Annotated in this window: 20 protein-coding genes; 15 read left to right on the top strand and 5 right to left on the bottom strand. The window is 65.2% G+C overall.

The window, feature by feature from the left end:
- Nucleotides 1-51 precede the first annotated feature (51 nt).
- A complete protein-coding gene (locus CPY97_RS01820) occupies nt 52-756 on the top strand; it encodes an SDR family oxidoreductase (protein WP_197702242.1) in 705 nt (234 codons plus the stop codon).
- 33 nt (nt 757-789) lie between these two features.
- Here CPY97_RS01820 and CPY97_RS13220 read toward each other — a convergent pair whose 3' ends face one another.
- Nucleotides 790-2,127, bottom strand: a complete 1,338-nt coding sequence (locus tag CPY97_RS13220; protein ID WP_150129159.1) for an HAD-IA family hydrolase — start codon at nt 2,125-2,127, stop codon at nt 790-792.
- On the opposite strand from CPY97_RS13220, the gene CPY97_RS01805 reads away from it, so the two are divergent.
- From CPY97_RS01805 to CPY97_RS01740, 14 genes are all read left to right on the top strand, one after another.
- Nucleotides 2,094-3,173 (top strand): LacI family DNA-binding transcriptional regulator, encoded by a 1,080-nt coding sequence (locus tag CPY97_RS01805; protein WP_161494037.1) that lies wholly within the window; start codon nt 2,094-2,096, stop codon nt 3,171-3,173. The genes CPY97_RS13220 and CPY97_RS01805 overlap by 34 nt on opposite strands.
- Nucleotides 3,170-4,216, top strand: a complete 1,047-nt coding sequence (locus CPY97_RS01800) for a class I mannose-6-phosphate isomerase (protein ID WP_096420318.1) — start codon at nt 3,170-3,172, stop codon at nt 4,214-4,216. Before CPY97_RS01805 ends, CPY97_RS01800 begins: the two co-directional genes overlap by 4 nt.
- On the top strand, nt 4,213-5,628 hold the full coding sequence (locus CPY97_RS01795) for an FGGY-family carbohydrate kinase (protein WP_096420316.1): 1,416 nt from the start codon (nt 4,213-4,215) through the stop codon (nt 5,626-5,628). Before CPY97_RS01800 ends, CPY97_RS01795 begins: the two co-directional genes overlap by 4 nt.
- Before the next feature lie 54 nt (nt 5,629-5,682).
- Nucleotides 5,683-6,447: an ATP-binding cassette domain-containing protein gene (locus CPY97_RS01790; RefSeq protein ID WP_096420314.1), complete on the top strand. Its 765-nt coding sequence runs from the start codon at nt 5,683-5,685 to the stop codon at nt 6,445-6,447.
- Nucleotides 6,444-7,526, top strand: coding sequence for an ABC transporter permease (locus tag CPY97_RS01785; protein ID WP_231924003.1), 1,083 nt, complete (start codon nt 6,444-6,446; stop codon nt 7,524-7,526). Before CPY97_RS01790 ends, CPY97_RS01785 begins: the two co-directional genes overlap by 4 nt.
- A gap of 48 nt (nt 7,527-7,574) precedes the next feature.
- The gene (locus tag CPY97_RS01780; RefSeq protein WP_096420312.1) at nt 7,575-8,573 is read left to right on the top strand and encodes an ABC transporter substrate-binding protein; all 999 of its coding nucleotides are present in this window, start codon (nt 7,575-7,577) and stop codon (nt 8,571-8,573) included.
- 71 nt (nt 8,574-8,644) lie between these two features.
- On the top strand, nt 8,645-9,412 hold the full coding sequence (locus CPY97_RS01775) for an SDR family oxidoreductase (RefSeq protein ID WP_096420310.1): 768 nt from the start codon (nt 8,645-8,647) through the stop codon (nt 9,410-9,412).
- A gap of 65 nt (nt 9,413-9,477) precedes the next feature.
- Nucleotides 9,478-10,278 (top strand): class II aldolase/adducin family protein, encoded by an 801-nt coding sequence (locus CPY97_RS01770; RefSeq protein WP_096420308.1) that lies wholly within the window; start codon nt 9,478-9,480, stop codon nt 10,276-10,278.
- Nucleotides 10,275-11,006, top strand: coding sequence for an SDR family oxidoreductase (locus tag CPY97_RS01765; protein WP_096420306.1), 732 nt, complete (start codon nt 10,275-10,277; stop codon nt 11,004-11,006). Before CPY97_RS01770 ends, CPY97_RS01765 begins: the two co-directional genes overlap by 4 nt.
- Nucleotides 11,003-11,686, top strand: a complete 684-nt coding sequence (locus tag CPY97_RS01760) for a nucleoside/nucleotide kinase family protein (RefSeq protein ID WP_096420304.1) — start codon at nt 11,003-11,005, stop codon at nt 11,684-11,686. The genes CPY97_RS01765 and CPY97_RS01760 overlap by 4 nt, the downstream gene beginning before the upstream one ends.
- Nucleotides 11,673-12,530, top strand: coding sequence for a class II fructose-bisphosphate aldolase (locus tag CPY97_RS01755; protein WP_096420302.1), 858 nt, complete (start codon nt 11,673-11,675; stop codon nt 12,528-12,530). The genes CPY97_RS01760 and CPY97_RS01755 overlap by 14 nt, the downstream gene beginning before the upstream one ends.
- The gene (locus tag CPY97_RS01750) at nt 12,527-13,540 is read left to right on the top strand and encodes a 1-phosphofructokinase family hexose kinase (RefSeq protein WP_161494036.1); all 1,014 of its coding nucleotides are present in this window, start codon (nt 12,527-12,529) and stop codon (nt 13,538-13,540) included. Before CPY97_RS01755 ends, CPY97_RS01750 begins: the two co-directional genes overlap by 4 nt.
- Nucleotides 13,541-13,655: 115 nt before the next feature.
- Complete coding sequence (locus CPY97_RS01745) at nt 13,656-14,543, top strand: tagatose-bisphosphate aldolase (RefSeq protein ID WP_096420298.1); 888 nt, start codon at nt 13,656-13,658, stop codon at nt 14,541-14,543.
- Nucleotides 14,544-14,601: 58 nt separating this feature from the next.
- Nucleotides 14,602-15,579: a LacI family DNA-binding transcriptional regulator gene (locus CPY97_RS01740; protein ID WP_096423273.1), complete on the top strand. Its 978-nt coding sequence runs from the start codon at nt 14,602-14,604 to the stop codon at nt 15,577-15,579.
- 28 nt (nt 15,580-15,607) lie between these two features.
- On the opposite strand, the gene CPY97_RS01735 is transcribed toward CPY97_RS01740, so the two are convergent.
- From CPY97_RS01735 to rhaI, 4 genes are read right to left on the bottom strand one after another with little or no spacing between them, the layout of a single operon-like run.
- Nucleotides 15,608-17,035, bottom strand: coding sequence for a rhamnulokinase (locus CPY97_RS01735; protein ID WP_096420296.1), 1,428 nt, complete (start codon nt 17,033-17,035; stop codon nt 15,608-15,610).
- Nucleotides 17,032-19,065: a bifunctional aldolase/short-chain dehydrogenase gene (locus tag CPY97_RS01730; protein WP_096420294.1), complete on the bottom strand. Its 2,034-nt coding sequence runs from the start codon at nt 19,063-19,065 to the stop codon at nt 17,032-17,034. The genes CPY97_RS01735 and CPY97_RS01730 overlap by 4 nt, the downstream gene beginning before the upstream one ends.
- A complete protein-coding gene (locus CPY97_RS01725; RefSeq protein WP_231924002.1) occupies nt 19,062-19,418 on the bottom strand; it encodes an L-rhamnose mutarotase in 357 nt (118 codons plus the stop codon). Before CPY97_RS01725 ends, CPY97_RS01730 begins: the two co-directional genes overlap by 4 nt.
- Nucleotides 19,406-20,572, bottom strand: coding sequence for an L-rhamnose isomerase (gene rhaI, locus CPY97_RS01720; protein WP_096420292.1), 1,167 nt, complete (start codon nt 20,570-20,572; stop codon nt 19,406-19,408). Before rhaI ends, CPY97_RS01725 begins: the two co-directional genes overlap by 13 nt.
- Nucleotides 20,573-20,635: the final 63 nt, after the last annotated feature.

The following is a 20,635-nucleotide window of genomic DNA, read 5'->3' as shown; positions in this document are numbered from 1 at the left end:
ACTGTAGCAACGAAGGGAACAGCAGTAATGGGAGATTTTGACGGCCGGACGGTGCTCGTCACGGGTGCAGCTGGAGGAATCGGCGGCGCGATCGTGAGACACCTCACCCGACGCGGAGCTGACGTCATCGCGGCTGGTCGCACCCTGTCGTCGCTCGACGCCATCACGGCGGAGACGGGGGCACGCGCACTGGGTTTCGATCTCGAATCGGAAGAGTCAATCCGCGAAGCTATCGAAGGGCTCGACCTCTGGGGCGTCGTGAACTGTGCCGGGTTCGGCGGCGAGATCGCCACCCCTCAGGACACGGACATCTCGGTCTTCGACAAGGTAATCGCGGTCAACGCGCGCGGCGCCCTGCTGGTGACTAAGTATGCCGCGAGAGAGATGATTCGACGTGGGCGCGGCGGCGCCATCGTCAACGTGTCGAGTCAGGCAAGCCTCGTCGCGCTGGGAGGCCACATCTCGTACGGTTCATCTAAAGCTGCTCTCGACAACATCACCCGAGTCTCCGCGCTCGAGCTGGGTCGCCATGGCATTCGCGTGAACAGCGTCAACCCCACCGTGGTAATGACGCCCATGTCTGCCTGGTATTGGGGTCGAGAAGAAATTGAGAAGCCATTCCTCGAACAGATGCCGCTTGGCAAGTGGGCCACCGAGGACGACATCGCTGGGCCTGTTGTCTTTCTCCTGAGTGACGAGGCAGGCATGATCACCGGCGTCTCTCTCCCTATCGATGGCGGCTACTCCTCCCGTTAACCAGGCGAGAGTGCTCGGCGCCATACCTCACGATCACACCCCGAGGTCCAGGCGAAACCCCTCGTGGTCGGTCACGACCGTCAGCTGATCGAGGCGGTCAACCACCAGGTCAGCGCCCTGCAGTTCATCGGCGTCATGAGTTCCCGTGATTGCGACGACAGTGCAACCGGCAGACCTTCCGGCGGCGATCCCCGCCGGCGCGTCCTCGAAGACGACGCAGGCCTCGGGTCGCACGCCAAGCCTCTGAGCCGCGAGCAAGAACGGCTCAGGGTTCGGCTTTCCCTGGGAGACGTCATCGAACGTCACGACGACGTCTGGTCGCGAAACGCCGGAAGCGGCCAGGCGATTGCCTGCAATTAGGCGGGTTCCGCTCGTCACGATCGCGCGCCTGGGCACGGAGGTGAAGAACTCGTGCGAGCCAGGAATCGGAACGACGTCAGAAACCTCTGCCGCCTCTATTTCCGTGATGCGGGCAAGCGCCGCCTCCGCTTTGTCTGGAGGGAGAATCGCATGAATGAGGTGAGTCGCCGGTTTCCCGTGGCCCGAGGCCACGGGGTTGATGTCAACTCCGTACTCGGCGCTCAACCGGTTCCACGAGCGCAGAACGGCGGGGGTTGAATCGATGAGAGTCCCGTCCAGATCGAAAAGACCCGCTTCGTACGTGCGTGACAACACCGGCGAATCGTGCGGCACGCTCCGCAGCTCCCCGAGGTACCGCAGAACGCGCGTCAGCTGCTGCGGAGTCGACAACTGTGCGTCGAGCCTCAGGTGCGGCACCCGCGGCGGCAAGGGCGGCACGTCAACCGCGTAGGCATCACGATCGATCTGACGTTCCGCTCTACGACGATCAAGAAGATCCTGCGTTCCCGTGATCCACACGACGAAGGGTTCCCCCTGACACGCCTCCACCAAGTCATGCCACTCGGAACCACCAGTGAGCTCGGCGGTGAACGGCGCAACAACGACTGCTCCTCCGCCCACCTCCGCCTGGTCCGAAATCGTGTCGAGCAGGGCCCGGTACCTCGCCGGTCGAACCGTGTGTCGACGAGCCTGATCATTCCAATGGACGTCGTCCAGGAAGGGATTGACAGCGCCATCCAGGACTGCATTGGTGATGGTGTCAAGGTCGAGAAATGGCAACCGGCGATCTCGTGCGATCGCGCGCCCGAGGGTCGACTTCCCGGTGCCAGCGGCTCCCGCCACAACGATAAATCTCATCTGGACAACTTTCCGTTCTGAAGACTTGACAACGTTGTCGGAATCACCGCAGTATACCGATGACGCCCGCGGCCCTCGCGGGATTTCACGAAATGACAACGATGTCGGGAGCAGGTCCGGTGAACGCTGAACAGGCCGCAGGGTCGAGCGCATCACGCCGAGTCTCCCTGCCTGCGCGCGCGCGCATTACAGACGTCGCTACCCGCGCGGGCGTCAGTATTAAGACCGTTTCGCGAGTCGTCAACGAAGAGCAGGGCGTTCGCGATGAGACGCGCGAGCGCGTTCTTGCGGCGATCATCGAGCTCGGGTTCGTGCCCAACACCACCGCGCGATCGCTGAAAAAGGGCGGTCAAGACGTGATCGGCGTCGTCATCGACTCCATCTCCGACCCGTTCTTCGCATCCCTGGTCAGCGTGATCGAGGATCTCGCCATCTCCCGCGACTTGAGCGTCGTGTTCGCCAGCACAGGGTTCGATGCCAATCGCGAGCGGGAGCAACTACATCGTCTCACAGGGCATCAGTTGTGCGGGCTCATCGTTGTTCCCGTCGCCGTGACGGCAGACGAGCTACAGATCTACCGCCGGCGATTTCCCGTCGTGGCCGTTGACCGCTCCCGCGAGGGAATCGATTCTGTCGTCGTCGACGATTTCGGTGCAGCACGAGAGGTGACCCAACAGTTCATCTCACTGGGACACCGTCGCATCGCCTTCATCGGCGATGACCCCGAATACCCCACCAACAGCGCGCGACTTGCCGGGTTCCGTGCCGCGCTCGACGAGGCGGGAATTCCCGTCGACGATTCGCTGATCGTTCGACACGAACATGACCGGGCAAGCATGGCAGCGGCGTCGGCGCGACTCCTCCAACGCCCGGATGCGCCGACGGCGATGCTCGGCGCCACGTCGCGGGCGTCGATCGCCACGATCGACGCCATGCGTGCCGGCGGATCGGAGGAAATCGCCTTCATCTCCTTCGGAGATTTCGAGACAGCTGACGTCCTCACGCCCGGTGTCACCTGTGTTGACCAGGACCCAAACCTCATCGGCAGCGCCGCATTCCGCAGGCTGCTTGAGCTCATTGACAACCCGGCATCAGAGCCGGTGCACATTGTCGTCCCTACCACTCTTGTTCCCCGCGGTTCCGGCGAGATTCGGCCACGCGCATCCGCGAATGAGCATCACACAGGAGTTGCATCGTGAAACCACTCTTCCTCCCGCCGAACCCCGTGCAGCACTTCTACCTCGGTGGCGACCGCATCGCGGCACTGCGGGGAATCACACCCGAGACAGACCGTCAGCCCGAAGAGTGGCTCGGCTCAACGGTGTCACGATTCGGAGACTCCACCGTGGGTCTCGCCGTCACGGCCGACGGCGCACTGCTGCGCGATGTGGTCGCAGCCGACCCCGAATCGTGGATCGGGAGCAGCCGCGGCTCAGTCGCCTCTGACGTCGGCATCCTGGTCAAGCTTCTTGACGCTCGCCAACGGCTCCCCGTTCACGTGCATCCCGACCGAGCGTTCGCTGGTCAGCACCTGAACTGCCCGTACGGCAAGACGGAGGCCTGGTTCGTGCTCGACACCGAACCCGGATGCGCGTTTTATGTGGGCTGGAAAGACGACGTGGACCGCGACGAGCTCGACAAGCGGCGCGACGCTCAAGACAGCGAATGGATGCTCGCGCACATGAACCGTATCGAGGCCGTGAAGGGGATGGGTGTTCTCGTTCCGGCAGAGACAGCACACGCAATCGATGGCGGAATCTTCGTCGCAGAAGTTCAGGAACCGACCGACTTCTCAATTCTCCTCGAATGGTCAATCACGACGTCGACCCGCGAAGAGTCGCACCTTGAGCTCGGCTTCGACACAGTGCTGGGCGCTGTCTCCACCTCCGCACTGACCGACGCCGAACTCGCGAAGCTCGTGTCCACGAGTGGAGCATCCGCAGCGGGGCCGCTGCTGCAGTCGGTTCTGCCCGAGTCGGCGGACCCGTACTTCCAGCTTCACCAGACGGCTGGAGCAGGGCACGGGACAGCGGACGTCGACGCTGGATTTGCCGTCGTGCTCGTGACAGACGGCGACGGCGCTCTTGCCTTCGATCAGGGATCCGTGCCGGTACAGCGCGGGGATGCTCTCGTCGTCCCGCACGCCGCCGGGCCGTGGCACGTCGACGGAACGGCGTCCGTACTCATCGCCCGGCCGGGACGGGGATGGCCTGCAACGCTCGACTCGGGTGACGTGCGATGAGCGACGTCGTCGTCGGAATCGACATCGGATCCACGAGCATCAAGATGCTCGTGGCGACACCTGAAGGTCGGGAGAAGCTCGTCGTGAGCCGACGCACTCCCTGGGACAGCCTCGATCACGGCCAGGCCGAGATGCCCGCGGGGCGCGTACTGGACGTCATTGTCGCGCTCGCGGCGGAGGCAGATACCGCACTTCGTCGCGACGGTAACTATCGAGTGCACGCACTCGCTGTCTCTGGAATGGCCGAGGCGGGCGTAGTTCTGGATCAGCACGGGCTGCCAACGGCGCCCATCTTTGCCTGGTTCGATCCACGCGGAGGCGAGCAAATTCTGGGAACTCCGGCCGAGTTTCGCAACGAATTCCTCGGGCGCACTGGTCTGCCGGTCGGTCCTCTGGCAACGATCTCGAAGTTGCTCTACCTTCGCGACCAGGGTGTCACTCTCGAATCCTGCACATTCGTGAACGTGCCCGAGTTCGTGATTCACTCCCTCGGCGGCCCCCGGGTGGCCGAGTACTCGCTTGTGTCGCGAACCGGCATGATCGATCAGGACGACAGCCAGCCCTGGGGTGCCGCGCTCGATGTGCTCAACGTCGGCGAGAGCATCCTGGCCGAACGGGTCGGCGCGGGCGATCCCGTCGGCCAGCTCTCTGACGATCGCTTACCGTCGGCGTTCCAAGGCGCAACCCTGAGCGTCGCGGGACACGATCATCTCGTCTCCGCTGTTGCCGCCGGTGCGACAACCCGCGACGAACTCTATGACTCAATGGGAACAGCCGAGGCGCTCGTGCGCGTGCTCGACACGACGTTGCCCTTCGATGCTCGCGAGCGTCTCGCGACGGCCGGTATCAACACGGTGCGCCACGTCCTTCCGGGAAAGTACGTGCTTCTTGCCGGGACGAAGTCGGGCCTCCTCATGAGACGGGTGCTCCAACTTCTTGGCATCACCGACGCGCACGGTCGACGCGAGATCGACGAGCGGGTCATGGCCCTGCCGGTCTCGGGCATGCTGACCGACGGCGGTCTGGAGGTTTCCGGCGCTCGTAACAACGACGGTGTCCTGCGGATCGTCGCGAACAGCGACGGACTTTCACCCGAGGAACTGTTCATTGCCGCGCTCACGCACGGCAACGCGATGTGTGCGGAACTCCTCGAGATCATGAATCGTGAGTACGCTGCGGCGACCTCCACCCTGCTGACCGGAGGCTGGTCAAAGATGCGCAGCGTTGTGCGTGCTCGTGAACGGGTCTTTCCCCGCGTCTCTGTCTCGACCCACGACGAGGGCACCGCGTTCGGAGCCGCGCTCTTCGCATCGTTCGCCGCAGCTCGCAATTCCGAGTTCGAACACTTCGCCGCTGCCTTCCTTGCCGAGCACGCACGGATCGACACGACAACCCTCACGCCACAGCAATGACACCGCTGCTTGCGACGACCTCCCGTTTTCCCGTTCCCTACGAAAGGAGTTGAGATGCCGACACCCCTACTCGAAGCAATTGGCCTATCTCGACAGTTTGGACACGTTCGCGCGCTCAACGAGGCAAATTTCATTGTGTATCCGGGCGAGGTAACTGCGCTGATTGGTGACAATGGGGCGGGGAAGTCCACCCTTGTCAAGGCGCTCTCCGGCAACCTCGCCGTCGACAGCGGCACGATCAAGCTCGACGGCGAGGAGATCGAGCTCACCTCACCCAGTCAGGCGAACGCACTCGGAATCGAGACGGTTCACCAGGACCTAGCCCTGGCTCCTCACCTCGACCCGGTTCAGAACATGTACCTCGGCCGGGAGATTCGCCGACCCGGACTGCTGGGCATGCTCGGCATGATGAACAACAAGGAGATGCGCGATCAGGCGTACTCGGCATTTAGTGAACTTGGTGCGACCGTTCGATCGCTCAGCTCGCCCGTCGGCGAAATGTCTGGTGGTCAACGACAGGCGGTCGCGATCGCCCGAGCCGTGCACTGGGCCCACCGACTGGTGTTCCTGGACGAGCCCACCGCGGCCCTCGGAGTGCGCCAAACGAAGAACGTCTTGGAGACCATCCGGCGTGTCCGTGACAAGGGCATCGCCGTGGTGTTCATCAGCCACTCCATGCCTCACGTCATGGAGGTCTCCGACCGCATCCAGGTCCTCCGACTGGGTACCCGTGTGGCCAGTCTCGATGCCAAGCAGACATCGATGGAAGAACTGGTCGGGCTCATGACCGGCGCCGTCACGAAGGAAGGAAACCAGTGAAGAACGCTGCCCCGCCGACCGAATCAGTAGCGATCGGCATGCTCGAGCCCCAGTTGGGCTTCTTCCGCAAGATGCTGAAGGCCCAGTCCTTCCAGATTCTGCTGGTTCTGATCGCCATCGTCCTGATCTTCACCGCGCTGGCTCCCGACACGTTCGCCCAGTGGTCGAACTTCCGCCTGGTCATCCAGAACGCCTCGATTTTGGCGGTTCTGGCCGTCGGCATGACCTTCGTCATCATCACGGCTGGCATCGACCTCTCGATTGGCTCCGTGCTGGTCTTCTCGGGCGTTGTTTCGGCCATCACCATGCGGGAACTCGGCGGCGAAGGGTGGGGAGTCGCGATCATCGGGATCGTCGTTGCGATCCTCTCCGGAACCGCGTGGGGCTTCCTGAACGGCTTCTTGATCACAAAGGGGAAGATTCCACCCCTCATCGTCACGCTGGGGTCGCTCGGCATGGCACTGGGCCTCGCGCTCGTCCTCAGTGGGGGCATCGACATTCGTGAGGTTCCCGAGGAGCTCCGGTCGAGCATCGGATTCGGCAATGTGTTCGGAACCATTCCGATCATCTCGGTGATCGCCCTAGGGATCGTTCTTCTCGGAGCATTCCTCCTGCACTTCACGCGCTTCGGGCTCTACACCTATGCCGTCGGCTCGAGCGAAATAGCGGCACGTCGCGTGGGCGTGAAGGTCGATCGTCACCTGATCCAGGTGTACATGCTCGCAGGTTCGCTCGCGGGGGTGGCCGGCATTCTCTCGCTTTCCCAATTCGGCACCACGGCAATCGGAGGCCAATCCCAGACGAACCTGAACGTCATCGCTGCGGTCGTCATCGGTGGCACGTCGCTCTTCGGCGGGATCGGAACGATCTTCGGAACCGTCGTCGGTTTGTTCATTCCCGCAGTCCTTCAGAACGGATTCGTCATCACGGGAGTGCAGCCGTTCTGGCAGCAAGTCGCCGTTGGTGTCGTTCTGATCACCGCCGTCTACATCGACCAGACGCGACGCAGTGCCGCGATGCGCGGCAGCAAACCCCCAAGCCTCTGGCGAAAGTTCGTCAGCGGAAATCGGCGTGAGTAACGCGTCGGCAAACACCACCCAACCCATCACGAGAAACGGAAAATCACAATGAAGTGGAAGAAGTCAGCATTCGGGATCTTGGCGCTCGGCGCCTCGTCCGCGCTGGTGCTCGCAGGCTGCTCGGCAGACGCCGGCACCGACAGCAACGGGGACGCCGCTGCGCCGAACGAGGACGGCTATAGCATCGCCTTCGTTCAGGGCGTTGCGGGTGACGAGTTCTACATCACCATGGAGTGCGGCATCAGGGAAGCGGCCGAAGCTGCTGGCGCGACCGTGACGGTTCAGGGCCCGCAGCAGTTCGACCCGACTCTGCAGCGCCCGATCGTCGACGCGGTCGTTGCCTCGCAGCCGGACGCGCTTCTCATCGCGCCGACGGACGTGACGGCAATGGCCGGACCGATTCAGGCGGCCGCTGATGCAGGCATCCAGGTCGTGCTCGTCGACACGACTCTCGAGGACCCGTCGATGGCGGTCTCGCAGATCTCCAGCGACAACTTCGGAGGCGGTGAGGCTGCGTTCGCTGCCATCGAAGCCGCAAACCCCGAGGGCGGCAAGGTTCTTGTTGTCTCGGTCAACCCCGGAATCTCGACGACCGACCAGCGTGCGGCGGGCTTCGAGGCGGCCGCGGCGGAGAACCCGGCCTTCGAGTCGCTGGGCGTTGAGTACAGCGAGAACAACCCCGCTCTCGCTGCGCAAATCGTGACCGCTGCGCTGCAGGCCAACCCTGACATCGTGGGCATCTTCGCGGCGAACCTGTTCGCCGCCGAGGGCACGGCGACGGGTGTGCAGCAGGCCGGACGTGACGGCGAAGTGACCATCGTCGGCTTCGACGCTGGTCCTGCCCAGGTCCAGCAGCTGCGCGACGGCGTCGTGCAGGCCCTGGTTGCTCAGGAGCCCGCCTCGATCGGTGCGCAGGGTGTCGCCCAGGCGCTGGCCGCTCTCGAGGGCGAGCCCACCGAGGAGATCATCCAGACCGGCTTCACCATCATCACCGCCGACAACATCGACGGTGAAGGTGGAGAGGCGGCCTACCGGTCGTCCTGCTAGTCAACTAACGGTGGCCGGATCGGAATTCCGATCCGGCCACCGTGCCTTTCACCAACGATGCGGAGCACACGATGAACCTGCTAGACCTCACTGGCCGAGTTGCTGTCGTCACGGGTGGCGCTCGCGGGATCGGATACTCGCTCGCCACTGCACTGGCCCGATACGGTGCCAGCGTCGCCCTGCTCGACATCTTGCCCAGCGTGGAGGAATCCGCTCGCCGGCTCCAGGAGGACACGGGCGCCACGACCTCGTTCGCACGAGTGGATGTCACCGACCCCGAATCGGTAGAAGGCGCGTTCTCGACTGTTCGTGCCGATCTCGGCACCGCGGACATCCTCATCACCGCAGCCGGCATCACCACGTGGGGCGACTCCGCCGAGGTCGATCAGACGACATGGTCGAGGGTGATCGACATCAATCTCAGCGGAACCTTCTTCAGCGCACAGTCTTTCGCTCGACCGCTCCTTGCCGAGGGGCGTAAGGGTTCCGCAGTGTTCATCTCGTCGATGTCCGGACGCATTGTCAACGTTCCGCAACGGCAGGCCTCATACAACTCCTCGAAAGCAGCCGTGGATCAGCTCGCGAAGTCGCTGGCGGTCGAGTGGGCGCCGGCAATCCGAGTCAATGCGATTGCGCCTGGCTACATTCTCTCGGACATGACCAGGCAGTTCACCGAGGAGAACCCCGAACTCGCGGCAGACTGGGTGTCGCTCATCCCCGCGGGACGCATGGGTGATCCGACCGACCTCGACGGCATAGTGCTCCTACTCGCGTCCCCTGCCTCCTCGTACCTCACCGGCCAATCACTCGTCATCGATGGCGGCTACACCGCGCTGTGACCGCGGTACAGAATCAGCATGGTCTGTGCAATGAACCCGGACACGCTCAACCACAGCGGATCACGATGACCGCTTCGTCCCGTGACGCGCTGGTAGATCTTTCGCGACAGCTGGGTGCACCCAGCCAGGACGCCGCGATTCTCGGCGAAGGCAATACATCCGTGCGCGTCCAGAACGTCATGCTCGTTAAGGCCAGCGGCGCGACTTTGGCGACGGCCGAACCCGACGACTTCGTGCGCCTCGAGCTACCCGCCGCTCTGGCGCTCATCGACGACCCCCGGGCGGGCGACGACGAGGTGGACGCCCTGTTCTCTCAGGTTGCAGCTCTCGAGGGTCGTCGCCCCTCGGTCGAAGCGCTCCTGCACGTGGTCATCTATGCCGCAACGGATGCGCGGGTCATCGCGCACAGCCATCCGACGAACGTCACCGCGATCCTGTGCTCGCAGTCTGCCGAGAAGCTCGTTGACGGCGCCCTGTTTCCCGATCAGATCGTCGTCTTGGGCGCGCATCCACTCCTCGTCCCGTACGTGGATCCGGGCATCGCACTCGCGCGCCACGTGCGAACGCAGCTGGCTGAACACATCGCGCGGTGGGGGCAGGCGCCACGCGTCATCTACCTACGCAATCACGGCATGTTCGCGCTCGGGTTGACCGCGGCCGAGGTTCTCGGCATGACGGCAATGGCACAGAAAAGCGCGCGCGTGATCATCGCCGCCTCGTGCGCCGGGGGCGTTGTGTTCATGCCCCCGGAGGAGGTCGCGCGCATCAACTCACGGCCTGACGAGAAGTACCGCCGGGGTCTGCTTTCGCTCGATCGTCGCGACTCAACAAGCCAGCACCGACCGCGCATCGAGGAGGAGAGATGACGACATCACTGCACGGAAAAGTCGCGCTTCTGACGGGGGCAAGCTCGGGAATCGGGCTGGCCACGTGCGAGGCCCTAGTTGCGGAAGGAGTGCATATCGTAGCCGTTGCGCGGTCCAATGACAAGCTCATGAACCTCGCCGAGTCAGCACCAGGATCGGTTACCCCCATCGCCGCGGACGTGTCAGATTCGCAGACGGCGGAGTCGATCGTGGCGGAGACGGTACAGCGTCTCGGCGGGCTCGACATCGTATTGCCCAATGCTGGCATCTACGTGGGTGGCGACATCACCGAATCCACGCCCGAGCAGATCGAGTCGCTCGTCTCAACAAACGTGACCGGGGTGATGACTCTCGTACGCGCAGCGCTGCGCCACCTGCTTCCACAGGGGTCAGGAGACATCATCGTCACCAGTTCCGTCTCGGGCCATCAAGACATCGAGTGGGAGCCGGTGTACTCGGCGAGCAAGCACGCTGTGCAGTCTTTTGTGCACACGACCCGGCGACAGACCGCCGAGTCTGGGGTGCGGATCGGGGCAATCGCTCCCGGAGTCGTCCTCAACCCCCTGTGGGGTTTCGCGCACGGGTCCCCCGAGGAGGCGGAAAGGATCGAGGCTCGCACGGGCATCCGATCATCAGATGTCGCGGATGCCATCCTCTACATGCTGACACGACCCGCCCACGTCACCATTCGAGACCTCGTTCTCCTGCCGACAGGACAACCGATTTGACGACGCCATCGACACCTTTCCCCAGAGAGTCGCAACGCGAGACGATTGCGTCGCTCACTGCGCACCTGCGCCACCTCGCGGCCGGTGGCGAGCGCGTGCTGCTGGGCATCGCGGGAGCCCCGGGTGCCGGCAAGAGCGTGCTGACGGATGCTCTGCTTGACGCCCTCGGCTCGGACGCCGTCGCCGTGGGCATGGACGCCTTCCATCTCGCAGACTCGGAGCTGCGTCGGCTTGGTCGCTGGGAGCGCAAAGGGGCACCGGACACCTTCGACGTCGACGGCTACGTCTCTCTTCTCGAGCGTATTGCCGCACGTGACCGACCCGTATATGCGCCCGACTTCGACCGTCAGCTGGAGGCGGCAGTGGCCGGCTCTGTGCTCGTTGACCCAAACACGCCCATCGTGATTACCGAAGGGAACTACCTTCTACTCGAGAGCGGAGGCTGGGCGCGGGTGCGACCTCTGCTCACCGAGGTGTGGTTCCTTCGGACAGACGAGGCTGCGCGCAAGGCTTGGCTCATCGCGCGGCACGAGCGCTACGGACGCTCCCCCCAGGATGCCGAAGCCTGGGCACTGGGAACGGACCAACGTAACGCCGAGGTCGTTCTCGCCACCGCGGAACGCGCGGACAAAGTCTTTGCCCTGGAAGACAGGGTGGGAGGACAGCATGGCGCTCACTGATATGGCCTCCCTGTTGCGTGATTATCGCGCCGTCGGTGCCTTCAACTTTGTCCAGCTTGAGCTCGCCGAAGCCATCGTCCTCGGCGCCGAGGAGGCGGGGGCCGGAGCCGTTCTCCAGCTCTCGGAGAATGCCGTGCGCTTTCACGGTAGCCTTGCGCCGGCGGCGTACGCCGCACTCCGATTGGCCGACCAGGCATCGACTCCGATCGTGGTGCACCTCGATCACGCGACGGATGAAGCGCTCGTCGATGAAGCCATCGCCCTAGGCGTTCCCTCCATCATGTTTGACGCCGCGCACCTTCCCGAGTCAGAGAACGTCGAGCGAACCCGAGAGGTGGCTCAGCGCGCGCACACAGCAGGTGTGTGGGTTGAGGCCGAGTTGGGTGAGATCGGAGGCAAGGGTGGTGCGCACACACCCGGCGTGCGCACCAACGTTGACGACGCCGTCGCCTTCTGCGCGGCGACGGGTGTCGACGCGCTCGCCGTAGCGGTCGGAAGCTCTCATGCGATGACCCATCGAGATGCTCAGCTCGACAACGACCTCATTCGACGACTCGCGCGTAGTGTGCCGGTCCCGCTCGTCCTGCACGGTTCCAGTGGGGTTGCCGACAGCGGGATCGACGCGGCAATCCGCGCCGGCATGCGCAAGATCAACATCGGGACCCACGTCAGCGCCGTGATGACTCACGCCGTACGGAAGGTTCTGAGCACCGACTCGACCATCGTCGACCCGCGAACGTATCTCGCTGCGGGCCGCAGCGCGGTGGCCTCTGAAGTGGCGCGACTGCTTCGTGTCATCGTCGAGGGACACATCCGGGTCGGCGCGCCGGGATCGACATCGTGACCGGGCCCGCCATCGTCACGGTGACGGCCGCGGGCGCCATCGACGTCACGTATCGCGTTGCTGCCGTGCCGCTCGGAGGATTCTCTCGGGCGCGAAGCTCTGGCCGCGAACTCAGTGGGAAAGGGGTCAACCTGTCGGCCGCTCTCTCCCGGGCCGGGATCGCGACGACGGCGATCGTCGTGCTGGGTGAGGATGATCTGACCTTCGCCACCCACTCAGAGCATGCCGCGATACTGAGGCCGGTTACGGTGGCCGGGGCTACTCGGGTGAACACGTCGATCCTCGACGATGCGGGGGCGACGACGAAGATCAACGCTCCCACTCCCACGCTCTCGACGGACACCTGGGAGCGCGTCGTCAGTGAAACCGTGCACGCTCTCGACCATCAGCACACCCGCTGGCTGGTGCTCTGCGGTGCGCTGCCCGATATCGACGACCATACCCCGGACACCGCCCTCGAACCGCTTCTTCGGGCAGCGCAGGCCAGACGCATCAGCGTTGCCGTCGACACCAGTGGCCCCGCGCTCGCCATGGCGACGGCCGAGGGCAGCACCGTGTCCCTGATCAAGCCGAACACTCACGAGCTTGCGGAGTTGACAACGAGCACCCTGACAACGATTGGCGACGTCATATCGGCTGCTCGAGGAATTCTCGCTCGAGGCGTGGGCGTTGTCTTTGTGAGCATGGGAGCGGACGGGGCTCTCGTGGTCTCGGAGGACGTCGTCGTGCACGCGCACGCGCGACCACGCGCGATCGTGAATTCCGCCGGGGCCGGCGACGCGTCGCTGGCCGGCTTCCTCGCCGGCCTCGGGGACCGCGAACCCGGATCCGCAGCCTTTCGGGAGTGCCTCGCCGACAGCACCGGCCAAGCGGCGGCGTGGGGTGCTCACGCAATCGCTCAGGGGTCAACGATCCTGAGCGACGTTGATTCCCTGCCCTTCCCCACGGTGATCGTCGACCCTGACCCGCTCCGGCCGCTCCGAGAGCCGGGGTTCGGCGAACGCTCCTGAGTGGCGTCTTGACAGATGATGCCCGGTGGGCAACCATGGGGTGAGGCATGACACCGGTGTCATGCGCCTGTTCTCGCGTCGTACGACGCACTCTCACGGAAAGCACACGAAGCGTATGAGCACACTGACGACCGCCGAACGACGCGGCATGCAGGCGATCTGCACCCCCGGCGGCAACATCCTCATCGTCGCGGCCGATCAGCGCAACGGCATGAAAGCGGCCATTTCCGACGCACCGGGTGGATCGGCGGCCATCTCGAAAGACGAGCTGGCGGAGGTCAAGGCCGACCTCGTCAGGCACCTGGCGAACCACGCTCCAGGAATCTTGCTCGACCCCGAGGTTGCTCTGCCGATGATTCCGGACGAGGGCATTTTGAGCCGCGACACGGCGCTCGTTGTCGGGCTCGATGCCTCCGGTTTCGAGACGGAAGACGGGCTCCGGTTCACGCGCTTCGTCGACGGCGCCTCTGCAAGGACCGTGCGTGAACTCGGCGGCGACGTGGCAAAGATGCTGTGGTACGTGCGGCCAGATCGACAGGATGTGAACTCCCGCGTCGCGGACGAGATCCGTGCGCTGGTGTCGGAGTGCGAATCCGAAGGCGTGCTCCTCATCGTCGAACTGCTAACTTACCAGCTCGAGGGCGAATCCGATGAGCAATACCGTGCCCTCTTCCCGCAACTCGTCGTCGACAGCGCCGCGCTCGGTGTCGCGTGCGGCGCCAAGGTGCTGAAGCTCCAGTACCCGGGCAGTGCCGAAGCGGCGGCGGCAGTCACGGCAGCCGCGGGCGGTGTGCCGTGGGCCGTGCTCTCGGCCGGCATCGACCACGAGACCTTCATCACGCAGGTTCGCACCGCGGTAGCCAACGGCGCCCGCGGCGCGATGGCAGGTCGCTCCCTGTGGAAAGACAGCCTGTCGATCTCGGCGGTCACTCGGGAGGAACTCCTGACGACCCGAGCGCTTCCCCGTCTGCGCGAGCTGATGGCCGCAGTCGACGGGCACTAGAACGGCGCATCGTGTCACCGACTCATGACCGGTTGAAACGGCCACTGTCGTGACGACGATGCGAGAGGTCGCCTCCCGTGCAGGCGTCAGCGTGAAGACCGTGTCACGAGTCTTCAACGACGACCCCCACGTAATGCCCGAGACGCGAGAACGCGTACAGCGCGCCATCCGCGAGCTCAACTACGTTCCCAACGTTCTTGCGACGACCTTTCGCGCGGGACGCAGTTCCGTAATCGGTGTCGCGGTGCCCGATATTGTCGACCCCTTCTTCGCGGCGATTGCCCGCGCCATCGACCGCCAGGCCCGACGACACGGGATCTCGACACTGGTAGCAAGCCTGGGCGACAATCCCGCCGATGAACGTCCCACAATTGAGTCGCTCCTCAGTCGGAAGCTTTCCGGGCTGATCTTCGCTCCCATCCACGACGATCAGTCGTACCTCCACCGGTGGATAGAGCACACTCCTCTCGTGTGCATCGACCGCGCCCCCACCAACCTGGATGTCGACACCTTCACGGCGGACGACGAAGGAGGCGCGTACCTGGCCACAACACACCTCATCGATCGCGGCCACACGCGAGTCGCCTACCTGGGTGACTCGCTACGGCAATCGACCGAACGAGCTCGCCTCGTCGGCTGGCGACGCGCGAATGCGGAACGCGGTCTCGACCCGAGCGCTGAGCTCATTGTCGGCGGCGTCTCTGACGTCGCGGCCGCCCGTGACGCAGCCGCGCGACTCACCAGCCTTGCCCTCCCGCCCACCGCATTGTTCTCATCCAACGCACGCACCACGATGGCGATCCTGCGCGCCCTGCGTGACGACCCCCCGGCGCTCGTCGGCTTCGGCGACTTCCCTCTGGCCGACCTTCTGCACCCCGCCGTCACGGTAATCGATCAGAACCCGGACCGGTTGGGTGAACTGGCGGCGGAGCGAGTGCTCGCGCGAACACACCAGGAGCACGCCCCCCTGGCGGCACCCGAAGCCGTGGCCGTGCAGCTCATTACGCGGGAGTCCTGCACGCCCTTTCGTCAATGATCGCCGGGTCGTCGGCGCTCGACTCGAGCTAGTGGCGCGGTTCAAAGCGTCGAAGCGGCTGGGTGCGTTCGACGAGGTCGCGGAGATTCTCAAGGCCACCGTCGATCAAGCCCACCGCTCGTGCCTGCACCAGCACATTGCCGAGAGCCGTCGCCTCCACCGGCCCGGCGACGACCGGTATTCCCGAGATGTCGGCCGTTCGCTGGCACAGCAGCGCGTTGAGAGCGCCACCCCCGACGATATGGATGGTTTGTACGCGGATGCCTCCAAGATCACCCGCCGTCTGCACGGCCTCGGCAAACGCCCGCGCCAGGGACTCAATGATGCTGCGAACGACTGCGGGGCGGTGCTGCGGAGGACGCACGCCATGCTCGATACACCACATCCTGATGCGCTCCGGCATATCGCCCGGAGGAAGGAATCGCGCATCGTCGACATCGAAGAGGGGAACCTCTCGCGCTTCGACGGCCGCCGCCGCCTCCAGTAGATCCGGCAGCGACAGTGACTGGCCGTCCTGGCGCTCCCAGGCGCGCACGGCCCCACTCAGAATCCAGAGTCCCATGACGTTACGCAGGAGCCGGATTCGGCCGTCGACGCCGCCCTCGTTCGTGAAGTTCGCCGCCAACGCGGGCGGCGTGAGAACCGGCTGGTCGACCTCGACCCCGACCAGGCCCCAGGTGCCGCAGGAAATGTAGGCGGCAGACGCCCGATTCATCGGCACAGCGACCACCGCAGAGGCCGTGTCGTGCGAGCCGACGGTGGTCACGGGCACGCTCGCATCAGCACCGACCGTGCGCGCAACGTCGGGCAAGAGCGCGCCCAATCGCTGTCCGGGCGCGATGAGCTCAGGAAGAACCTGGGACGGCAGCCCCAGCGACTCCAGCAACTCGGCATCCCATTGACGGTCTGGCAGGTGCAGTAGCCCCGTCGTCGACGCAATCGTCAGCTCAGCTCGCGCCTCCCCGGTGAGCCAGAAGCCAAGAAGGTCGGGAATCATAAGCATGCGATCTGCGAGCGACAGTACCTCGGCCGGCTCTGTGGCCAGTTGGTAGAGCGTCGTGATGGGCAGGAACTGCAGCCCGTTACGGACAAACAGGTCACCGTGGGGAACGATCGTGTGCACGGCGATGACACCGTCAGCGGTACGGGCATCGCGATAGTGAAACGGGTTGCCGAGCATCCGGTCACCGCGCAGAAGGGCATAGTCAACGCCCCACGTGTCAACGCCCACGCTCGCGATGTCGGAGATTTCCCGAAACGCGTCTCGCAGGCCGCGAAGAACCGAGTCGTACAGTCCGACGATGTTCCAGTGAAGCCCCTCCACCGTGGTGACGGGATCGTTCGGGAAACGGGCGATCGGAAGTGCTTCGAGCGTGCTGGGCCCGACTCGACCCACGATCACCCGACCGCTCGACGCCCCCAGGTCAACGGCCGCGACATGGCCAGCCCCAGTCATCGCAGGAACGCCACGGCGACGCCCGCGTCGACAGGGATGTGCAGACCCGTCGTGTGCGTGAGGTCGGGCCCGGTCAAGACGGCAACCGCGTTGGCGACGTGCTCGGGTAGCACCTCCCGTTTGAGGATCGTGCGCTGCGCGTAGAACTTGCCGAGGTCCTGCTCATCGACCCCGTACGTCGCCGCACGGTTGGCCCCCCAGCCGGAGGCGAAGATGCCCGAGCCGCGAACAACGCCGTCGGGGTTGATGCCGTTGACCTTGACGCCGTGCTCGCCGAGCTCGACGGCGAGCAGTCGTACTTGGTGCGCCTGGTCGGCCTTCGTCGCCGAGTACGCGATGTTGTTGGGGCCGGCGAACACCGAGTTCTTGCTCGAGATGTAGATGACGTCGCCGCCCATGCCCTGATCGATCAGGATGCGCGCGGCCGCTTTCGAGACGAGGAACGACCCCTTCGCCATGACGTCGTGCTGCAGGTCCCAGTCGGCCTCGGTGGTCTCGAGCAGAGGCTTCGACAGCGAGAGCCCGGCATTGTTCACGACGATGTCGACGCCGCCGAAGGCGAGCACCGCCTCGCGAAGCGCCGCGTCGATCTGCGCCGCATCCGTCACGTTCGCCTGCACGCCGATCGCGACGTCCGTCGAGCCGAGCTCGGCGGCGGCCGCCTGCGCCTTTTCGAGATCGAGGTCGGCGATGACGACGCAGGCGCCCTCGGCGGCGAGTCGCGTGGCGATGGCCTTGCCGATGCCGCTCGCGGCACCCGTCACGAAGGCGACGCGCGTCGCGTGCGACTTCGGCTTCGGCATGCGCTGCAGCTTCGCCTCTTCGAGCGCCCAGTATTCGATGCGGAACTTCTCGGCGTCGCTGATCGGCGTGTACGTGCTGATCGCCTCGGCGCCACGCATCACATTGATCGCGTTGAGGTAGAACTCGCCAGCGACGCGGGCCGTTTGCTTGTTGGCTCCGAAGCTGAACATGCCGACGCCGGGCACGAGCACGATGAGCGGATCGGCGCCGCGGATGGCTGGCGACTCGGGCGTCGCGTGTGCCGTGTAGTACGCCGTGTAGTCGGCGCGGTACTCCTCGTGCAGCTCGTGCAGGCGCGCGATCGCGTCTTCGACGCTCGCATCCGCCGGCAGGTCCAGCAGCATCGGCTTGACCTTCGTGCGCAGGAAGTGGTCGGGGCAGCTGGTGCCGAGCTCGGCGAGCGCCGGCGCCTTGTCCCGGGCGAGGAAGTCGAGCACGCGCGGGTCGTCGCTGAAGTGGCCGACCATCGGCTTGTCGTGGCTGGCGATACCGCGGATGCTCGGGGCGAGCGCCGCCGCCTTCTCGCGGCGCGCATCCCGGTCACCGATCGCCTCGAAACCGGGCCGCACGGCGCCGAACGGTTCGGCGGCACCGTGCTCGTCGATGTAGCCCTGGGCGGTGTCGATGATCCAGCGCGAGTTCGCCTCGCACTCGTCGGAGGTATCGCCCCACGCGGTGATTCCGTGGCCGCCGAGGATGCAGCCGATCGCCTGCGGGTTCTGCGCCTTGATCTCGGCGATGTCGAGTCCGAGCTGGAAGCCGGGGCGGCGCCACGGCACCCAGACGACCTTCTCGCCGAAAACGCGCGCGGTGAGTTGCTCGCCGTCGGCGGCCGTCGCGATCGCGATGCCCGCATCCGGGTGGAGGTGGTCGACGTGCGGGGCGTCGACCAGGCCGTGCATGGCCGTGTCGATGCTCGGGGCGGCCCCGCCTTTGCCGTGCAGGCAGAAGTCGAAGGCCGCGACCATCTCGTCTTCGCGCTCGACGCCCGGGTACACGTCGACCAGCGCGCGCATACGGTCGAGCCGCAACACCGCAAGGCCCTGCTCGGTCAGCGTGCCCAGGTCGCCGCCCGAGCCCTTGACCCAGAGCAGCTCGACGGGCTCACCCGTCACGGGGTCGGTCTCCGTGCCCTTCGCCGATGTGTTGCCGCCAGCGTAATTCGTGATGTGCGGCTCAGCGCCGAGGCGATTCGAGCGGGCGATGAGGTCGTGTGTGGCGGTCATGGTGTGGTGGCCTCCAGTTGGTCGGCGAGGTTGAAGACGTCGGTGAGGCGACGGGCGGCCTGATCGGCGCGGCCGTCGAGGGTGAGGAAGAAGCGGCTCATCTCGGCTTCCCAGCGGGCGGCGACGGGGCTGTCGGCGAGATAGCTCTGCGCTGCCTCATCGTCGTCGACCTCGTAGTAACCGAACAGCGTGCCGTCCGACTCGTCGAGGAAGAGCGTGTAGTTGCGGCGCCCGCTTGCGGCAATCGTCTCGAGCATCTCGCGGCGCACCGGCGAGTGCACACGCCGATACTCATCGAGTAGTTCCGGGTGCACCTGCAGGCGGAAGCCGACGCGCATGCTCAGGCGCCCCATCCGGCTTGGGTGCCGCCGACACGCTCGGCGATGATCGTCTCGCGGTAGCCGCTCGCGCCGAACGCCGCCATCGGGTCGGCCGGCAGCCCCCGCGACTCGCGCCACGCTGCCAGGTCGGCCCGAACATCCGTGTAGAAGGCGTCCATGAGGACGCCGTTCGCGCCGAGAACGTCGTTGACGCGCTGGGCCGCGTCGAGCGCCTCGTGGTCGATGAGCAGGGCCCGCGCGGTCATCTCCTGCACGTTGAGTACGCTGCGGATCTGCCCGGGAATCTTCTCTTCGATGTTGTGACACTGGTCGAGCATGAAGGCCACGTCGGTGCCCTCGTCGTAGCCACCGCCGCGCACGACCTCGACCATGATGCGGAACAGCTGGAACGGGTCGGCCGCCCCCACGATGAGGTCGTCGTCGGCGTAGTTGCGCGAGTTGAAGTCGAACGAGCCGAGCTTGCCGAGGCGAAGCAGCTGCATGACGATGAACTCGATGTTGGTGCCGGGCGCGTGGTGGCCTGTGTCGAGGCAGACGACGGCGCGGTCGCCGAGGGCCGCGACCTGGGCGTAGGCCGTTCCCCAGTCGGGAACGTCGGTGTGGTAGAACGCCGGCTCGAAGAACTTGTACTCGAGTACGAGGCGCTGGTCATCGCCGATGCGCTCGTAAATCGTCGCGAGGCTGTCGGCCAGGTTGTCCTGGCGGCGACGCATGTCGTCCTGCCCGGCATAGTTCGTGCCGTCGGCGAGCCAGATCTTCAGGTCGTGCGAGCCGGTCGCGTGCATGACGTCGATGCAGTCGAAGTGGTGGTCGATCGCCCGCTGGCGGGCCTTCGGGTCGGTCGCGGCGAGGGACCCGAACTTGTATTCCTCGTCTTGGAACGTGTTGGAGTTGATCGTGCCGAGCGCGACGCCGTGGCTCTCGGCGTGCGCGCGCAGGGCGGAGTAGTCGTCGACCCTGTCCCACGGAATGTGCAGGGCGACGCTGGGTGCGAGCCCGGTGTGCTTGTGCACCTGGGCAGCGTCGGCGACTTTCTCGAAGGGGTCACGCGGGGTGCCCGGTGTTCCGAACACGCGGAAGCGCGTGCCGGAGTTGCCGAACGCCCAACTGGGCAGCTCGATCGCTTGGCGCTCGAGGGCGGGGGCGATGTCGGCGAAGGTCGTCATTGTGATGGCTCCTGGCAGCAGAAAACGTTGGGGTGGCGTGTGGGGCCCGGGCTGTGAACCCGG

Source organism: Microcella alkaliphila, assembly GCF_002355395.1.
Classification (GTDB): domain Bacteria; phylum Actinomycetota; class Actinomycetes; order Actinomycetales; family Microbacteriaceae; genus Microcella; species Microcella alkaliphila_A.
Note: the sequence above shows the minus strand (reverse complement) of the source record. Positions and strands in the feature narration are given on the sequence as shown.